The 17,842-nt window shown below is 48.7% G+C and carries 20 protein-coding genes; 14 read left to right on the top strand and 6 right to left on the bottom strand.

Annotated elements, in window-relative coordinates; genetic code table 11:
• Window positions 1–126: 126 nt before the first annotated feature.
• Window positions 127–1,326: an NO-inducible flavohemoprotein gene (hmpA, locus tag GRF59_RS15915; protein ID WP_160498696.1), complete on the bottom strand. Its 1,200-nt coding sequence runs from the start codon at window positions 1,324–1,326 to the stop codon at window positions 127–129.
• Window positions 1,327–1,851: 525 nt separating this feature from the next.
• Between hmpA and GRF59_RS15910 the strand changes: the two genes are divergently transcribed.
• The gene (locus GRF59_RS15910) at window positions 1,852–2,544 is read left to right on the top strand and encodes a YitT family protein (protein WP_160498695.1); all 693 of its coding nucleotides are present in this window, start codon (window positions 1,852–1,854) and stop codon (window positions 2,542–2,544) included.
• Window positions 2,545–2,600: 56 nt separating this feature from the next.
• Here the strand turns inward: GRF59_RS15910 and GRF59_RS15905 are convergent, their stop codons facing one another.
• Entirely contained in the window at window positions 2,601–3,038 is a 438-nt protein-coding gene (locus GRF59_RS15905) for a DUF2188 domain-containing protein (protein ID WP_160498694.1), read from the bottom strand.
• Between the two features lie 130 nt (window positions 3,039–3,168).
• On the opposite strand from GRF59_RS15905, the gene GRF59_RS15900 reads away from it, so the two are divergent.
• The 3 genes from GRF59_RS15900 (at window position 3,169) to GRF59_RS15890 (ending at window position 6,238) form a co-directional block, all read left to right on the top strand.
• Window positions 3,169–3,957 (top strand): lipid II flippase family protein, encoded by a 789-nt coding sequence (locus tag GRF59_RS15900; protein WP_160498693.1) that lies wholly within the window; start codon window positions 3,169–3,171, stop codon window positions 3,955–3,957.
• Window positions 3,958–4,083: 126 nt separating this feature from the next.
• On the top strand, window positions 4,084–4,509 hold the full coding sequence (locus GRF59_RS15895) for a MarR family winged helix-turn-helix transcriptional regulator (RefSeq protein ID WP_160498692.1): 426 nt from the start codon (window positions 4,084–4,086) through the stop codon (window positions 4,507–4,509).
• A 106-nt stretch (window positions 4,510–4,615) separates the two neighbouring features.
• Complete coding sequence (locus GRF59_RS15890; RefSeq protein ID WP_160498691.1) at window positions 4,616–6,238, top strand: MDR family MFS transporter; 1,623 nt, start codon at window positions 4,616–4,618, stop codon at window positions 6,236–6,238.
• A 133-nt stretch (window positions 6,239–6,371) separates the two neighbouring features.
• Here the strand turns inward: GRF59_RS15890 and msrA are convergent, their stop codons facing one another.
• From msrA to GRF59_RS29790, 3 genes are read right to left on the bottom strand one after another with little or no spacing between them, the layout of a single operon-like run.
• Window positions 6,372–7,343 (bottom strand): peptide-methionine (S)-S-oxide reductase MsrA, encoded by a 972-nt coding sequence (msrA, locus tag GRF59_RS15885; RefSeq protein WP_160498690.1) that lies wholly within the window; start codon window positions 7,341–7,343, stop codon window positions 6,372–6,374.
• 18 nt (window positions 7,344–7,361) lie between these two features.
• A complete protein-coding gene (locus GRF59_RS15880) occupies window positions 7,362–8,027 on the bottom strand; it encodes a TVP38/TMEM64 family protein (RefSeq protein WP_160498689.1) in 666 nt (221 codons plus the stop codon).
• A 55-nt stretch (window positions 8,028–8,082) separates the two neighbouring features.
• Window positions 8,083–8,292 carry a hypothetical protein gene (locus tag GRF59_RS29790; RefSeq protein ID WP_237391853.1) on the bottom strand — a complete coding sequence of 70 codons (210 nt, stop codon included), beginning with the start codon at window positions 8,290–8,292 and terminating at the stop codon, window positions 8,083–8,085.
• 104 nt (window positions 8,293–8,396) lie between these two features.
• Here GRF59_RS29790 and GRF59_RS15875 point away from each other — a divergent pair, with 104 nt between their 5' ends.
• The 4 genes from GRF59_RS15875 (at window position 8,397) to GRF59_RS15860 (ending at window position 11,131) form a co-directional block, all read left to right on the top strand.
• A complete protein-coding gene (locus tag GRF59_RS15875) occupies window positions 8,397–9,089 on the top strand; it encodes a TerC family protein (protein WP_160498688.1) in 693 nt (230 codons plus the stop codon).
• Between the two features lie 85 nt (window positions 9,090–9,174).
• Window positions 9,175–10,116 (top strand): Gfo/Idh/MocA family protein, encoded by a 942-nt coding sequence (locus GRF59_RS15870; RefSeq protein WP_160498687.1) that lies wholly within the window; start codon window positions 9,175–9,177, stop codon window positions 10,114–10,116.
• A 14-nt stretch (window positions 10,117–10,130) separates the two neighbouring features.
• Window positions 10,131–10,442 (top strand): hypothetical protein, encoded by a 312-nt coding sequence (locus GRF59_RS15865; RefSeq protein WP_160498686.1) that lies wholly within the window; start codon window positions 10,131–10,133, stop codon window positions 10,440–10,442.
• An 89-nt stretch (window positions 10,443–10,531) separates the two neighbouring features.
• On the top strand, window positions 10,532–11,131 hold the full coding sequence (locus GRF59_RS15860; protein ID WP_160498685.1) for a short chain dehydrogenase: 600 nt from the start codon (window positions 10,532–10,534) through the stop codon (window positions 11,129–11,131).
• 145 nt (window positions 11,132–11,276) lie between these two features.
• Here GRF59_RS15860 and GRF59_RS15855 read toward each other — a convergent pair whose 3' ends face one another.
• Window positions 11,277–12,095: an AraC family transcriptional regulator gene (locus GRF59_RS15855; protein WP_160498684.1), complete on the bottom strand. Its 819-nt coding sequence runs from the start codon at window positions 12,093–12,095 to the stop codon at window positions 11,277–11,279.
• A 470-nt stretch (window positions 12,096–12,565) separates the two neighbouring features.
• On the opposite strand from GRF59_RS15855, the gene GRF59_RS15850 reads away from it, so the two are divergent.
• The 6 genes from GRF59_RS15850 (at window position 12,566) to GRF59_RS15825 (ending at window position 17,720) form a co-directional block, all read left to right on the top strand.
• Window positions 12,566–13,333 carry a sugar phosphate isomerase/epimerase family protein gene (locus GRF59_RS15850; RefSeq protein WP_160498683.1) on the top strand — a complete coding sequence of 256 codons (768 nt, stop codon included), beginning with the start codon at window positions 12,566–12,568 and terminating at the stop codon, window positions 13,331–13,333.
• A complete protein-coding gene (locus GRF59_RS15845; protein WP_160498682.1) occupies window positions 13,326–14,417 on the top strand; it encodes a Gfo/Idh/MocA family protein in 1,092 nt (363 codons plus the stop codon). Before GRF59_RS15850 ends, GRF59_RS15845 begins: the two co-directional genes overlap by 8 nt.
• Before the next feature lie 140 nt (window positions 14,418–14,557).
• A complete protein-coding gene (locus tag GRF59_RS15840) occupies window positions 14,558–15,526 on the top strand; it encodes a sugar phosphate isomerase/epimerase family protein (protein WP_160498681.1) in 969 nt (322 codons plus the stop codon).
• A gap of 12 nt (window positions 15,527–15,538) precedes the next feature.
• Window positions 15,539–16,270, top strand: coding sequence for a ThuA domain-containing protein (locus GRF59_RS15835; protein ID WP_160498680.1), 732 nt, complete (start codon window positions 15,539–15,541; stop codon window positions 16,268–16,270).
• Between the two features lie 186 nt (window positions 16,271–16,456).
• A complete protein-coding gene (locus GRF59_RS15830) occupies window positions 16,457–16,780 on the top strand; it encodes a winged helix-turn-helix transcriptional regulator (RefSeq protein WP_160498679.1) in 324 nt (107 codons plus the stop codon).
• A 223-nt stretch (window positions 16,781–17,003) separates the two neighbouring features.
• Entirely contained in the window at window positions 17,004–17,720 is a 717-nt protein-coding gene (locus tag GRF59_RS15825; RefSeq protein WP_237391852.1) for a hypothetical protein, read from the top strand.
• Window positions 17,721–17,842: the final 122 nt, after the last annotated feature.

Raw genomic sequence — 17,842 nt, 5'->3', positions numbered from 1 at the left:
GTTTTACAGAAAAAGGGATATTCGTCCAGTCTAAGGACGAATATCCCTTTTAAGATATCAGAAAGGTTAGGCCTTATGAAAACCGACCGTTATGCAAGAAAAACCTTTCGCTTCATGCAGTTTGTTTTACAAGCTTCCCGCAGGGCCAAAAAACTCATAGTGGATCCGCTCAGCGGGTACGCCCCATGCCTGCAAAGCCTGATATACGGCGCTCATGAACGGCACCGGACCGCAGAAGTAAAAGTCCGATTCCTTGGAGGTGACCTCTTGCAGCCAAGGAAGATCGATGTAGCCGGTTTTGTGGCAGGTGCATTGACCAAGCGGCTTTTCGTAGCATACATACGATTTGAGCTGGTCATGCGCGGCATCGAGCTGCTCCACATGCTCTCTCATCGCATGAAATCCTTCGTTGATGGCAGCATGAATGTAAGTTATCTCACGCTCAGGCTGCTCTTTCAGCGCGGTTTCCAGCATGCTGATCATCGGAGTCAGGCCGACGCCGCCGCTGATGAGAACCAGTGGAATGTCGGTCTTTGTATCCAGCGTAAACGATCCGGCAGGCGCACTGATTTCAAGCACGTCACCTTCATTGACGGCGTCATGCAAATAGGTGGAGACGACGCCTGCAGGTTTGCCGGGAGTCTCATCTTCACGCTTGACGGAAATCCGGTAGTAATCCTGCCCTGGGGCCGCGGACAAGCTGTAATGACGAATATGAGTATAAGTTTCGCCTTCCGGTTTTACTCTTACGGTAATATATTGCCCTGGGAGATAGCTGGCAATCGCGCCTCCATCCTGAGGCTTCAAATAAAACGAAGTGATAACGTCGCTCTCTTTGATCTTGCGGTCCACCACGAATGGACGGAATCCGCGCCAGCCGCCGGGAGCCTCCTCGGTTTCCCGGTACATTTCGGCTTCGACGCCGATGAAGGCATCGGCAATGACGCCGTAAGCTTTGGCCCATGCATCCAGAATTTCAGGAGTGGCTGCATCGCCAAGCACCTTTTTGATGGCGGCCAGCAGGTTTTCGCCGACGATCGGATAATGCTCAGGCAGAATGTTCAGCGCCCGGTGCTTTTGGCCGATCTGCTTCACGACCGGCAAAATGTCCTCCAGATGATCGATATGGGCGGCAGCCGCATACACGGCGTTCGCAAGCGCCTGCGGCTGTTTGCCTTCTCTTTGGTTGGCGTGGTTGAATATATTAAGCAGTTCGGGATGATTCTCGAACATCATGTTGTAAAAAGCGGTTGTAATGTCTTTTCCGTGAACTTCAAGAACAGGAACTGTCGATTTAATAATGTCAATGGTTTCTTGTGTAAGCATACGAATTCCTCTTTCCTTGGCTAATTTTCGGGATGCTTTCGCTTCCTATTTCAGTATAGGAAACGGGTGATATCGTAATTGTGATTCTCGTCACATTAAAGATATACAATATGTGAACGCTGGGATTTGGCAATGATAGGCTTCACAAAAGCGCTGCTGGATAAGTAGTTTTCATGTTTTTTGCTATGTAAATCTTGGTTCTTTGCCCTTTTCGTCAAGCAACCTGTTTAGCACTCATGAGGAATGTGTTATAATATAAGAAGAAACTAAACAAACAAAGAAAGGATCAGGATACCATGTGTCCCCGAAGGAACAATCCCCAAAGGACGATTTGGAAACGTTATGATCTCTCTTACACTTAGCTCCCTTTCGTAGAGTACAGTCACCATGACACTAACGGACGTTAGACAAACTCTGCGAAAGAAGGAAGCCCAAGATGCGAAGGACTCGGTTTTGCAGGTTTCTGCCTTTTCACAGTGGTTTGTCACATCCCTGACTAACCTACTTTGATGAGAGGGAACCTGTATGAGAAAGAAAGACCATTTTATTTCTAAAATTGCACCAATCGTTATGATGCTGTTCGGAACATTTTTGCTGGCATTCGCGTATTATCACATCAATTTTCAAAATCATTTATCGGAGGGCGGATTCGTAGGCTTGTCTTTGCTCGCGAAGTATGTACTGGGGTTCAACCCGGCGCTGAGCATGTTGATTCTGGACATACCGGTTATTCTGATCGCCATGTTTTTGAAAGGCCGTACTTTTGTGATGAATACACTGCTCGCGACCTTTTCGTTTTCTATTTTTTACGAATTGCTTGAACGTTATTCCGTGCTGGTCATTGACCTGCACAATAATCTGCTGCTGGCGGCGCTGTTGTCCGGACTGGTCACAGGGTTTGCCACAGGACTGGTTCTCCGATTTGGGGGAGCTACCGGCGGAGATGATATTTTATCGCTGCTCATTAGCCGCTGGAGCGGACTGAAGGTAGGTACCGTATTTATTCTCATGGATGCTGCCGTACTGCTGCTGTCTCTGTTCTACCTGCCGCTGAAAGAAACGTTGTTTACGATTCTGGCGGTTGGCATTGCCGGGCAGACTATTACATTGACATTAACATTCCGTAAGGGAAAAGCGAACGTTACCGCAGTACCCGAACCAACTCAATCCCAGAAAGTCGCCTCCAAGACCGTTCATGCGGTACGGAGTGCTCATTAACAGATAACCGCCTGATTCTATATAGGAATCAGGCGGTTTTTTTGTGCAGATTAGCTTTAGGAGCTCTTGGTTGTCTGGATTCGCCCGTCTTCGCCGTGAATGATCGTGTTTACACCGAACTCCGATGCTGTCTTTTTGGCCTCATGCAGTGCTTCTTTTTTGGTATCAAAGGTAGACAGTGGTTTATCGCGACCTTCTTCCTTCAAAGCCCAGCCTTCATCTGCGGAGACAATGTGCAGATTCCCGTGGGAGCTAGAACCTGACGGACCTGATTTCGAATCCCGGTGGTCGGAATCATGAGGCAACCCAGATCTATCGTGGCCGGCCGGATGGTCTTCATTCCACTTTTCGGCCTGGGCTGTCGCAATGGCAATGGCGCGGCCTTCCTCATAACCTTCATCCAGCAGCGCATTTGCTATATCAATGGCTTTGTTCCTTATTCTGGCGTCCAAATTTTTCATGGAAACAGGATAGTCGCTTTTATTCCAAGGCATATTGAATTCCTCCTGAATGGTAATGGTTTGTAACCCTATATTACCCCGGCTATGAGGAATCAAACGCTAGAAATTTCTAACGATTGGTTTATAATGGGAAAATATCCAAAACAAAAAGGAGACTTTCAAAATGATTCAGCTAATGATGATCCTGATGTTTACCTTGGTCATCCATACGGTAGACAGCCTATCTTACGCTTTACGCTTGGGAGGACTCCGCAGCCGTCGAATAACGCTGGCCTTGTCGCTGTCAGGACTTCTTGTTCTGGTGTCGCGGACTTCTAATATTGCCCAAGGACCGATGGTTGGAAATATGGTTGACCAGGCTTTGAGAACGGATTCCTTTCGTCTCGAACCGAGACTTCACGGCATTATCGCTGCCGCAACCGGCGGCACGTTGCTCGCCATGTTTCTGTTCCCGAGTGTCGTTAGATTATGCTCCAGGATGGTGGTACATCTGGAAGCAGCCGGATCGTTTCCCAAAATGGCTCGAAATCTAATGTCCGTCTCCAAGTGGAAAAACGGTATGACATACTTCAAACGACCGACCCTTGGCATGATGAAAAAATTGTTTGATGGTCCATTGCCTAAAAGGTTGATGGTGCTTAATATGGCGGTTACCGCCATTTATACCGTAGGCGTTCTATCTGCGTTGTATGCGGCATATCTATGGCCGGCTTTTCGGTTGACGGCTTCCACCTCTTCGGGACTTATCAACGGACTCGCGACCATTTTACTGACGTTGCTGATTGATCCCCGAATCGCATTATTATCAGATAAGACGTTACGCGGGGAGAGCAGTCTCGGTCGCATGAATCGTGTGTTCGGCCACATGATGATGTCCCGGATGGCGGGGACATTACTTGCTCAGCTGCTGCTGGTTCCTTGCGCATATTGGATCGGTTGGATTATTGGATGACATGGAAACGAGATGAGAAAAAATTTACATATAACAGGGTTGACATAAGCCCGTTAAGCTTTTAATATTTAAACCATTGAAATAATAGTATGCCTTACCATTTTAGGACAGAGAGGGGGAATGGGTTTGGACGCGCTTGCCAGTCGCTTATATGCTGCCGTGAAATCGTTTTGGAGGAGCCTGGAAACGGATATCTGCAAGGAAATGCAGGATTTTTTGACCGGGCCACAATTGTTTATGCTCCATTACATCCATTCACAGCAGAAATGTAATCTTACTCAGGTCGCAGATAGGCTGGAAGTGAAGCCAAGTGCTGTTACGGTGATGGTCGATCGCCTGGAAAAAGCTGGTTATGTTGTGCGTTCCCAGGATCCTGCAGACCGGAGAGTGATTTTGGTGGAGGCAACGCTGCGCGGGGAAGAGGTTCTGTCCCAAGCCGTCCAAAAAAGAGACCAATGCATCAGAGAACATTTATCCCGTCTTGAACCTGATGAGGTGCGTATCGTGACCGAGTTATGCGAGAAAATGATCGGATTGCAGCAAGATAAATAATAACATTCGGGGCCGCATCTCAAGCGAAATAACCACGGCAGCTGAGAAATTACATAATAGAAGTACAAGATAAGTATATTTCCTGAAAACAAGGAGTGGAATACACTTGGAGGATTTATCCCAAAAGAGGAAAGTGACGATCATGATTGCGATTATTGCGGCCATGTTTTTCTCCGCAATCAACCAAACGATCGTGAGTACAGCTATGCCTCGCATTATCGCTATTCTCGGCGGCATGGATTATTATACGTGGGTCATCACCATTTACATGCTGACCTCCACGATCGCAACGGTTCTCGTTGGTAAACTGTCGGATATTTACGGGCGTAAGCCGTTTATATTGGCGGGTATCGTATTTTTTATCATAGGCGCATTTTTAAGCGGTTTTTCCAAGGATATTTTTCAGCTGATTACCTATCGGGGAATTCAGGGCATTGGTGCGGGGATTATTATGGCATCGGCCTTTACGGCTGTCGGCGATTTGTTCTCCCCGCGTGAACGAGGCAAATGGACGGGAATCATGATGGCTGTTTTCGGCTTCTCCAGTGTACTAGGTCCAACGCTTGGCGGCTGGTTGGTGGATCATTTGGCATGGAAATGGTTGTTCTGGATTTTCCTTCCGCTCGGCGTTGTGGCATTCATCATGATTATGATGCTGTTTCCAAAGGGCGTACGCAAAAAGTCCGAAAAAATCGACTATTTCGGCTCTTTGTTCCTGACGCTGACGATTGTTCCGCTGCTGCTTGGATTCTCCTGGGCAGGCACGAAATACGATTGGGGGTCCTGGCAGATCCTGAGCCTGTTCGGCGCGGCGGTCGTATTCCTGATACTGTTTATCCTAGTGGAAAGAGTTGTGAAGAGTCCGGTACTTCCTTTGTCACTGTTCCGCAATGATATCGTAACCATCTCGAATACGATCGGCTTTATTATGAACGCCGGCATGATGGGAGCCCTGATCTATCTGCCGTTCTTCGTGCAGGGCGTTGAAGGTATTTCCCCGACCTATTCGGGTTATGTAACGATGCCGATGTCGATTTCTATGGTGATCGTGAGTACGGTGATCGGTAGAATGATTACCAAAACAGGCAAATATAAAAGATTTGCCCTGGCAGGTATCCCCATCATGATCATTGGTATGCTCATTATGGCTTTCATGAACAGTGTATGGCTCGCAGTCGTGGCGATGATCGTGTTTGGCCTGGGTCTTGGCATCGGTATGCCGGTATTCTCCCTGACCGTACAAAATGCGGTCAGACCTGATCAGCTTGGAGTGGCAACCGCATCTTCGCAGCTGTTCCGGAACCTGGGGGGAACCATTGGTATTGCCGTCATGGGTACGATCATGACCTCCAGCCTTACAAGCAAAATGAAGAGTGCAATGACATCCGGTAATGGCGTTGACATGAAAAATATGGATCCGGAGATCGCGAAACAGCTGGCAGCATTCCAAAATCCGGAGATGCTGCTTGATCAGCCGAAGCTTCACAAACTCCAGGAAACGCTGCCGCAAGAAGTACATTCTGTGCTGACACACATGATCGATACTCTGAGGGATGCATTGAGCTCTTCCTTGACCACGGTGTTTCTGTCGGGAGCCGCGCTTGTGACCGTAGCGCTCGTGCTGACTTTCTTCCTGCGCGAAATTCCGCTGCGGACATCTAACAAGATGCCGGAAACGGCGACGAAGGGACAGCCGGACAAAGCCAAGACAACGGCGTCTTCCGTGTAATCATACAAAAAGCCTGAGGCTTCAGGGGATAGTTCCCATGAGCCTCAGGCTTTTTGGTGTAGCATCAGGTTCTATTGAAGCATACCGCCGAAAGTGGTCTGCATTACATTAAAGGTGCCACGCCGGTCCAGGTTTATGATTGAAACAGTATTTTATATTCACCGTAACCTTGCTGATCCAGCTCTTCCTTCGGAACGAAACGGAGTGCGGCAGAGTTGATGCAATAACGCAGGCCGTTCGGGCCGGGACCGTCATCAAACACATGCCCCAGATGTGAGTCTGAGCCTTTGCTTCGAACTTCTGTCCGGACCATCATATGGCTCAGGTCCATCTTTTCTTTTACGCTGTAATCGCGGATGGGGCGAGTGAAGCTTGGCCAACCGCAGCCGGAATCGTATTTGTCGCTAGAGCTGAAGAGCGGCTCTCCGGACACGATATCCACGTAAATACCTTCTCCGTGATGATCCCAGAAATCATTCTGAAAAGGAGCCTCGGTGGCATTATTTTGGGTGACTTCGTATTGAATTGGAGTAAGACGCTGTTTAAGCTCACTTTTATCCTTCTCCGGCGCCCAAACCTTCTCCAGATAATCATCCCGGCCGGAGCCCTTGCGATAGCGCTTGTAATGGCCCGGATTCTTTTTATGATAATCTTGATGATAATCCTCAGCTGCATAAAAAGGCTTCGCCGGCAGAATCGGCGTTACGATCGGTTTGTTGAAACGTCCGCTCTCCGCAAGCTGGGCTTTGGAGGCCTCTGCCTGCAGGCGCTGCTCTTCCGTATGGTAAAAGACCGCTGTCTGGTAAGAATGCCCGCGGTCATAGAACTGTCCGCCCTCATCCGTAGGATCAATTTGCTGCCAGAACAGTTCCAACAGTTTTTCATATGGGAAAATCTCGGGGTTGTACGTAATCTGAACGGCCTCAACATGACCCGTCGTATCGGAGCAGACCTCCTCATAGGTAGGGTTCTCGGTATGGCCGCCCGTATAACCTGACTCGACCTTGATGATGCCAGGCAGCTCTTCAAACGGGGCTACCATGCACCAAAAGCATCCGCCTGCAAAGGTCGCTTTTTCCTGATGAACCGCTTGTAAATCGCTCATGATATCACTCCGCTTCTTTTATTTTTCTTTTTCATTATAATCGATACGCATGCCGGAACCAAGAAAACGGCTGTTTGGCCGCGAAGGCCCGCGCTTCCGGTAAAGAAACAGTAAGAATCCCAATAGTATAACATAACCGGCCACCACCAGGATGGAAATAACCGGATGTCGTTCGCCCTGACCGCCAAGGAAGGCGTACAGAAAAATGCCGGGAAGCTTGCCTATGCCGGATGCGGCAGTATAAGTCCAAAAAGGAATGGAAGCCACTCCAGCGAATACATTGACCGCCATTTGCGGAATAACAGGAATCAGACGGCCGGCAGCCACGCTGACGAAAGGGCGGGACTCGACCCAAGAAGTAAAGGACTGCAGGGCTTTAAATCTTCCAAGATATCTCCTGCCTTGTTCCCGGAAAACAAATCTGACGAGCGCATAGATCACCGTAGCGGCGATCATGGTGCCCAGCCAGCTGATCGCAGCGGCCCAGAACGTTCCGAAGGAGTAACCCAGCGCTGCAATGACCAGCTTGTATGGAATGATCGGAAAGAGAGCAACCAGGGTTGCAAGCCCGACTAAGACCGGGAAGGAACCATGCTGATGCATATAATCCACAATCTCATTCCGGTAAATAAAAGCAAATGTAAGAGCAGCCGCATACAAGGCGGCAAGCAGCCATTTATTCATACGGTCTCTCCTTTATGTCATCATACATCTAAGGCATATCATACCAAATTCGGAACTAAAAAATAAAACCATGGAAATTTCTAAATGTGTTTGCTATAATGATTTCAATAAGTGAATAGTTCCCAAAGGGGAGTAGCTCATGCAATAAAGTCGTCATTACGGGATCATTATCCCCGGCTTTATTGGCAACTTTAACGTTGTTTTGCGAGACCTTTGCCTGATTTTCATTAGGTAAAGGTCTTTTTTGGTGGAATAAAAGCGCCATTACCTAATGAAGGTAAGGGGCGCTTTTTTTGATGCGGCGGACTAATCATAGCAACCATTTTAACCCGGGAAGACATTCCCGAAAACAGGAGAGGTGGAAGAAAAATGGAGTTGTTAACCATGGCATTTTGGACAGCCTTGCTGTCCATTGTCGTCATCGACCTGGTACTGGCTGGAGACAATGCCATCGTCATCGGTCTTGCCGCACGCAATGTAAGAAAAGAAGATCAGAAAAAAGTCATCTTATGGGGAACGGTTGGCGCCGTCGTCATACGGGTCATTGCAACCTTGCTGGTTGTTCAGCTGCTGCTGATCCCTGGCCTGCGTTTAGTTGGGGGCCTTGCGCTGATATGGATTGCCTACAAGCTATTGATCGATGAGAAAAAACATGATATTTCGGCAGGGAACCAAATCTGGGCTGCCATCCGCACCATTATCATTGCTGACGCCATGATGGGTCTCGACAACGTCCTGGCTGTGGCCGGTGCGGCGCATGGGGACTTCCTGCTCGTTATTATCGGATTGGCGATCTCTGTACCGATCATGGTATGGGGCAGTACGATGATCGTTAAATTGACTGAACGTTTTCCGTTCATTATTACCTTCGGTTCCGCCGTACTTGCCTGGACTGCTTCCAAAATGTTGGTGGAGGAACCATTCATCCATTCATTGTTTACGAATGTGCTTCTGAAGTATGCGTTTGAGCTGGTTGTGGTGGCTGCCGTGGTTTGGATGGGTCTGCGTTCGAAGAAAAAGAAAGCCGAAGCGGCAAAAGGTCAGTTTGTCGGCATGAGCTAAAGCAGGCCTCTATTCAGTTTATCCCTTGAAGAAGGTATAATGTGTATCGATCCTTGCGTACGAAATGAAAGGTGGATTATGCACAATGAATGACAGTATCCGCAAACGGCGGGTTGCCATGGTTGGCATCGGAGATATCGCACAGAAGGTATACCTGCCGCTGCTCGCTCATCACGATCATGCCGAAGTCGTCGGCGTGATGAGCCGATCGGAAGAGACGGTGAGAAGGACTACGGAACGCTTTCGGTTTCAACACGGAACCACAGATTTAAACGCAATGTTATCCTGGAATGTGGACGCGGTATTTGTTCATAGTCCGACGGCTGCCCATTACGGGATCGTAAAAGCATGCTTGGAGAACGGTCTGCCCGTGTATGTGGATAAACCGCTTAGCGATGATTTGTCCGAATGCCGGAAGCTGGCGGCACTAGCGGAAACCAAAGGACAGCTCCTCGCCGTCGGCTTTAATCGGAGATTCGCCCCGATGTACCAGGAAGCCAAAGCATGGATGGAGGCTGCAGGCGGATTCGACCAGATGACGGCGCTCAAGCACCGTACGCGGCAGCAGTCGGGGTCCGGAAGAGATACGGTATTTGATGATCTGATTCATGTGCTCGATCTTTTAGTGTGGCTTGGCGGCGATTATAAGTTGGTGCAGCAGCAGCTCACACAGGACAAAGAAGGGCGGATGCTTCACGCTTCGGGTGTGCTGGGCTTTAAGGATATGCGTTTTGGAAGCTATGGGATGGCTCGGCAAACGGGAACCGATCTGGAAAAACTGGAACTGCATGGCGGGGGACGTTCGGCAGAGGTCGTAAACCTTGAACAGGCTGTCTTTCATGAGAAAGGCGGGCTTCCCGTCACGAAAACCTTTGGCAGTTGGGACACGATTCTGGAGCGCAGAGGATTTGCCGGAGCGGTGAATCACTTTCTGGAGTGTATTGAAACCCCTGAAAGCTGCAGCATTCGAGCGGATCTGGTCATGAACAGCCATGAGCTAGCCGCAAGGATCGCGGACAACAGTTAAAGGGGAAATGAACAATGGATGAACATAATAAAACAATCGAAGAAGGTATCGTGGAAAGTTACCGCCAGGAAGAGGATATGATGATCTTGGTGTTTGCCCAGTGGTGTGTCAATGAAGGGATGAATCCGGAGGAATTGTACATGCAGGCTTATCCGCAGCAGCAGAGCAATGAGCGTCTTCAGCGTGTGCTGGAGCTTACGGTACCCAAGGAAGAGGCAGGTCCGATCCCGGATGAGACGGTTCTCGGCGTGTTATCCCTCTTTGGCAATGAGGATCTGGCTTTCGTAGTGTCCGAGGCAATGTCGAATAGGAGAGAAAAGAAATAACATCAGAAAAAAAGGATTCATCCTTTTCCATTGTCTATACTAAGAACAGTTCATTATGCGTGTAGGTCGAGTTAAGGAGGATTCATCAAATGAAAATTCTTGTTGTAGGTGCAAACGGTACTCTCGGGAGCGCCGTTCGACATGAACTTGCTGCACATCATGAGGTGATATCGGCAGGCCGGAGCAACGGGGATGTCACGGTTGATATCACTTCGGCGGACAGCATCCGGGCGATGTATCAAAAAATCGGGAAAGTCGATGCCGTGATATGTGCCGCCGGAGATGCCTATTTTGGTCCGCTGCTGGAGCTGACACCGGAGAATAATGAGATTGCCGTGCAAAGCAAGCTGAAGGGACAAGTCAATTTGGTCCTGCTTGGACTTGAGCATGTCAACGACCGTGGCAGCTTTACACTGACCACAGGCATCATTATGGATGATCCGATTATCGGCGGAGCATCTTCGGCAATGGCCGGGGGAGCGGTCCGGGCGTTTGTCCAGGCTGCTGCTATCGAACTGCCGCGCGGCATCCGGATCAACAACGTAAGTCCGAACGTTCTGGAGGAATCCATGGATAGCTACGGCCCTTTTTTCCCGGGCTTTGTGCCGGTTCCTGCGGCGAAGGCGGCAAAGGCTTACCGCAAAAGCGTCGAAGGCGCGCAGACTGGACAAACCTATACGGTCTATTAAATCAGTCCGGAACAAAAAAGCAGTCCCCCGTTCATCAGGGGACTGCTTTTTTTATTGGAAAAACAGTGGCAGCACGTAGTAGCCAAAAAAGCAAATGAGGCTGGACTCGTCTGAGTCCGGCATCGTGGTATTTGAAGGAACTAAGTTAAATTTGCTCACGGTTAGCAATGCGGAATTCCTTGGGAGATTTGCCGAAACGGGAACGAAATACGCGGTGAAAATAGGTATAGTTGGCAAAGCCGGAAGTCTCGGCGATATTTTCTAGCGACATTGGGCTGAAAATAATCCGTTCGCGTGCCATTTCCAGTCGGACATCCAACGTGTACTGCATAATGCTGGTACCAAACGCTTCCTTGAAAAGATGGACGGCCCGGGATACGCTGATTCCGACATCGGCGGCCACATCCTCCAGCTTAAAGGAAACGGATGCGTGCTCCTCGATGTAATGCTTGATTTGGTATGCCAAGTACGTTTTGGGTGTCGTAGAAGGATGCTCACGCAGCAAGCGATCCGTTTCCAGGCATAATATCCTCATATAATAACCAGATATCTCCGGAAAGGGATTGGACATTTTACGCTGCTCCAGCACAATTTGCCTGAATAGGCTAAGGATGGTTTCGTTCAAGGGTACCTTGACCCGGGTAGGACGTTTCTGCCCTGCCCACCATTCATCAATCCAGCTTCCTCCAAAAAAAATATGATAATCGCCGCTTTCGACCGAAAGCTCGTTCTGGGCGTTAAGCTCTTCCTCGATCCGGAGCTCATAAGGCTCGTCCGGTGAAAAGATGAGCAGATCTCCCGCCTCGATCCGAACCATCTCGCCGCCGACGCGGGCGCGGCACCTCCCGTCGGTCTGCAGACGCATCAGATAGTTTTTGACGCCGTTCATTTCGGTCATGTAAAAGGGTTTATGGTGATAAGAGAATCCTGCTGTATAAATATGTACTGAATCCTGCGTGGACATGAAACGACTCCTTATATCATGGTGAATGAATAGCAAAATCCGGCTCTTAGAAAAATAATGACCAGATTGTTCATGTTTTAATCATATTCTTCATTTTAATATAAATGAATTCGGAATACCATGGGTACTAGATTGATGATTCCACCTTCGACATCATGATGGAGCGGTTGCATGAATCAGAACATGAAGGCTGGAATTCTCGGTTGTGGATATATCGGTGGTGTTTATATGGGCCATCTAAAAAGAAACGAATTCGTGGAAATGGTAGCCTGTAGCTTGCGCAAAAGGTGCAGGAACATGCTCCGGCGCGGGTGGAGGAATTTGGGGTTGCAAACGCATTCACTGTTAATGGGCTGCTGGAGAACCCGGGATACTCCATTCTATACAAGGGTTCTGTGATGATGTCAAAACCCTACATATCTACTGCATTAATAGATCTTCAATCAACCAAAAATAGGAGTGAGGCAAACATGTTGAAACTGGGTTTGCAATTGTACACGGTTCGCGAACAAGCGGAGCAGGATTTTGAGGGGACGTTGAAGAAGGTAGCTGAACTAGGGTATCAAGGCGTGGAATTTCATACCTTCTTCGGACGTTCTGCAGCCGAAGTCAAGTCATTGCTGGACCAATATGGTCTGGTTGCCCTTGGTACGCATACGTCGTATGAGCGCATGCTGAATGCCCTTGATGAGGAAATTGCCTACAATAAAGAAATTGGAAATTCTAATCTGATCGTCCCTTATCTTGGCGAGGACCAGCGCAAATGGGACGAAGTGTTCGCGAATCTGAATTCGCTCGGCGAACGCTGCAAAGAACAGCAGGCTGCGCTGCTATACCACAACCACGATTTCGAATTCACCGAGAAAATTGGCGACAAAACGGTATTTGACGCGATGTATGAAGCCGTGCCTGCCGATCTGCTCCAAGTCGAACTTGACACTTGCTGGGCACATTTCGCAGGATACAGTCCTGCTGAATATATAGAGGCTTATGCCGGACGCCTTCCGATTGTTCACTGGAAGGATGTGCGCAGACAAGAGGATGGTTCGCCGCTGACGGTTGAATTAGGACAAGGCGAGGTCGATTTGAAGGCCGTAGCTGAGGCAGCGGACAAAGCGGGAGTAGAGTGGATCGTGGTCGAACAGGATTTTTGCCAGAATCCGCCGCTTGAAAGCATTGCGAAAAGTATGGAATGGATCAAAAATTACGCTCAAAACGGAGGACCTGTACATGTCTAACTCGAACCAAACATTGAAAATGGCAATCATCGGCTGCGGAGGAATTGCAAACGGCAAACATATGCCAAGCCTGGCGAAGCAGCCGCAAGCCCAAATGGTCGCATTCTGCGATATCATTCAGGAACGCGCAGAAAAAGCCGCTGCAGAGTTCGGTACCGAGGGTGCTAAAGTATACACGGATTTCCGTGAGCTTCTAAAAGATGAAACGATTGACGTTATCCATGTATGCACGCCGAACGATTCTCACTCGGAAATCTCCGTGGCATCGTTGGAAGCCGGCAAACATGTTATGTGTGAAAAGCCAATGGCTAAAACCGCTGCTCAAGCGCAAGAAATGCTGGATGCCGCCAAACGTACGGGCAAAAAGCTGACCATTGGTTACCAGAACCGCTATCGCAATGACAGCCAGTACCTGAAGCAACTTTGCGAAGCTGGTGAACTGGGCGACATTTATCTGGGTAAAGCATTGGCGATCCGCCGCCGTGCGGTTCCGACATGGGGCGTATTCTTGGATGAAGAAAAACAAGGCGGAGGCCCGTTGATCGACATCGGTACGCATGCTCTTGATTTGACGCTGTGGCTAATGGATAACTACAAACCGAAAAGCGTGCTGGGCTCTACTTTCCACAAGCTTGGACATCGCGAGAACGCGGCCAATGCATTCGGTCCTTGGGATCCGGAGCAGTTCAAAGTGGAAGATTCCGCTTTTGGTTTCATCACCATGGAAAATGGCGCTACCATTATTCTTGAATCCAGCTGGGCGCTGAACGTCGTGGAAACCGGCGAAGCCAAGACGATCCTCGCAGGTACGGAAGGCGGCGCGGACATGAAAGACGGACTTCGCATTAACGGTGAGAAATTGAGCCGACTGTATGATACCAAAGTTGATCTCAATGCGGGTGGCGTTGCTTTTTATTCCGGCGCAGCCGAAAACGAAGCGGATCTGGAGCAAAGATTATGGATTGAAGCGATCCTCGAAGACAAAGAACCTGTAGTCAAACCGGAGCAGGCATTTGTGGTTACGCAAATCCTGGAGGCCATTTACGAGTCCTCCAAAACAGGTAAGGCTGTATATTTCGAGTAAACTTACCGAATACATGATATAAGGAATCATTCACCATCATTCCCCATGCAGCTGCTGTTGTATGGGGATTCGGACTTCAAGCGTTCCTGCACAGGGAACGAATCCCAATCAGATGAAACAAGATTAAGGAGGATTTTTTGATGAAACTCGGCGTATTTATGGTATTGTTTGGTGACCGCAAGTTGGAGGATGCTCTCGATTATGTCGCTTCCAAAGGACTGAAGGCAGTAGAGATCGGAACGGGAGGCAATCCGGGCAAGGCTCATTGCAACCCTGCGGAGCTTCTGGCAAATGATGCTAAACTGAAAGAATTTAAACATGCGGTGGAATCCCGCGGCCTGATGATCAGCGCATTGAGCTGTCACGGTAACCCGCTCCATCCGCAGAAGCATTTGGCACAGGCGGATCATGAGGATTTCGTGAATACAGTGAAGCTTGCTGAAAAGCTCGGCGTTGAAGTGGTTAACACTTTCTCCGGCTGCCCTGGCGATCATGAGAATGCGAAATATCCGAACTGGCCTGTAGCTCCTTGGCCAAACGACTTTCAGGAGATTTTGGCTTGGCAGTGGGAAAACAAAGTGATTCCTTACTGGACGGAGCAGGCTAAATTTGCTGCGGATCATCATGTGAAAATCGGACTTGAACTGCATGGCGGATTCTCGGTGCATACACCGGCAACGCTCCTTCGTTTACGGGAAGCTGCAGGGGAAGCTATCGGCGCTAATTTGGACCCAAGCCACATGTGGTGGCAAGGGATCGATCCGGTTCAGGCGATTCACATTCTGGGCCGCGCAGGCGCGATCCACCATTTCCACGCCAAGGATACCGTTATTGATCCGATTAACGTCAATCGTTACGGTTTGACAGATATGCAGCCATACACCAACATGCTGGATCGTGCATGGCAGTTCCGCAGCGTAGGCTATGGTCATGACGTGAAGACGTGGGCTGATATCATCAGCGCGCTTCGTCTGGTAGGCTATGATTATGCGGTTAGCATTGAGCATGAAGACGGTCTGATGTCCATTGAAGAAGGCTTCTCGAAAGCCGTGTCTAACTTACAGCAGGTACTCATCGAAGAGTCGCTTGGCGACATGTGGTGGGTCTAGGGGGAAGCGAAATTGATTAACGTAACCATTTGGAATGAATTCGTCCATGAGAATATCCATGATGAAGTGAAGGCCGTCTATCCGAAAGGCATTCATATGGCACTGGCAGAAGGCCTTGAGGTGAATGGATTCGCCATCACGACCGCAACGCTGGATCAACCGGAGCATGGTCTGACGGAAAATGTGCTGAATACGACCGATGTGCTGATCTGGTGGGGACATATGGCGCATGATCGCGTCAGCGACGAGATCACGGCCCGGGTCGTCAAACGCGTACAGGAAGGAATGGGGCTCATCGTCCTGCATTCCGGACATTTTTCCAAACCGTTTAAAGCATTGATGGGTACATCTTGCGATCTGAAATGGCGTGAAGCAGGAGAGCAAGAGATTCTGTGGAACGTGAATCCATCGCATCCGATCGCCGAAGGGATCGATACGAAGATCATTCTGGACCATGAAGAGATGTATGGAGAATACTTCGATATTCCAACGCCGGATGAGCTGGTCTTCATTAGCAATTTTGAAGGCGGAGAAGTCTTCAGAAGCGGCTGTACGTTCCGCCGGGGACGTGGAAAGATCTTCTATTTCCGCCCCGGACACGAGACATACCCAACCTACTACCAGCCTGAAATTCTCAAGGTCATTGCCAATGGCGTTACATGGGCGTGCCCGGCTACCGGAAATGCGCTGCAGTTTGGCAACATGGAGCCTGTAAGAGCTTTGGGCGGGGTGCCTTCGGTATAATTGGCGCACTGACATCAGAATATAAAAGGCGGCAGCAAACACTGCCGCTTTTTCCCATTTAGGCGTATCATTCCGTAGATGAGTTTTCTTTTGCATTGAAATGTGTTAAAATGAAACAAACTAACTTAATGTAAGCTTTCATGAGACGTAACTGTTTACATGGATCCTGTAAAGAGGTGAAAGATCATGAACAGTCGAGATTTCGGTATGTGTCCGCGGTTTGAGACTGCTTTTTCCGTTCTGGGTAAACGTTGGAACGGATTAATTATTTACTCGTTGATGAACGGACCGAAAAGGTTCAAGGATATATCCCATATCATTCCTTCCATGAGCGACAAGATGCTGTCCGAGCGTATGAAGGATTTGGAGACCGAGGGTATTCTGGTACGCCATGTGTATCCTGAAACACCGGTCCGAATTGAATACGAATTGACGGAAAAAGGCAAAGCGCTGCAGCCTGTTATGGATCAGGTTCAAAACTGGGCGGAAGATTGGGTTGAACTCGAATAGTCAACTGAAAAAACCAGCTGTATCGAAAGACCTTCCTTGAACTCCAAGGAAGGTTTTTGTTTAAGGTTTTTTTATGCGGATTCAGTCGGAAGAGATGTGCCTTGAGATCATCGATGCGCTGGATGTTTTTGCTAATTATAGGCAAAGACTTGCACTTTACTACAGGTTCTGTAGTATAATTGGTAAAAAACTGCCTTTTCGGCGCTTAAGGAGGCGGATGACAATGAGAAAAAGGGTACTTTCCCAAGAAATCAGATATGGCAAAGAGGACGTCAATGAACTTGAAAGCGCTTCTATCAAAGTTCGTAATATCTATGATAAAGCGATAGCAATGCTAGTGCGCAATTTGCCAGAGTCGATGTGGAAGCTTTGGAATGTCCAGAGGCCTGCTCAGGAGTCGCTTTCTGGAGGCGGGGAATACAGCAGTCCGGTTTTTCAGAAATGGATTCAAAGTCCATCCGGGTGGAAATGTATTGGCTGTGAACGCCATTACGTGGAAAGCCTTAATCCAGCACGCGCGAAGGAAGAGCCCGACAAACGGGAATATATATTTCATAATGGCAGGTTTCAAAGCATGCTCCTGCAGGTTTTGATCTGGTCACAGTTCGAAGAAATTTCCTTGTTCCACCCGTTCCTGGGTGATGCCCCTTTTTATGATGAAGAAGAGATGGCGGTCATCTCCACCTACTTCGTTCCTACCTATGTTAGCCCACTCCCTTTTCAGCAGTCCGGTAAACCCTTTAAGAGGCACGAAATGCGCATTCCCGTTTTTCAAGAATTTATATCTGCTCCTCCTCTTCTAATTCATATGGATGATGAGGTGCTGGAAGGTACCTGGATGACGGGAGTGTACGTGGACCAGAGCCATTTTTTGGGATTGGGACCTTATCTTAAAAATACGGACGGCAGCCGAACATTCATGCAGGCACTCATTAATTGAGATTTTTCGTCAAAACTCGTTCATGTCTGTCGAAAAACCTGCTGCGGCTATGGTAAAATAGAGATCTCAGGTTGAGAGCTCTATTTTTTTTGAAAACTTTCAGAATGTATTGAGAAACTTCA

The organism is Paenibacillus dendrobii, from assembly GCF_009807035.1.
GTDB classification, from domain to species: Bacteria; Bacillota; Bacilli; order Paenibacillales; family Paenibacillaceae; genus Paenibacillus_AQ; species Paenibacillus_AQ dendrobii.
The sequence above is the reverse complement of the archived record's forward strand: the minus strand, read 5'-3'. Positions and strand labels throughout refer to the sequence as shown.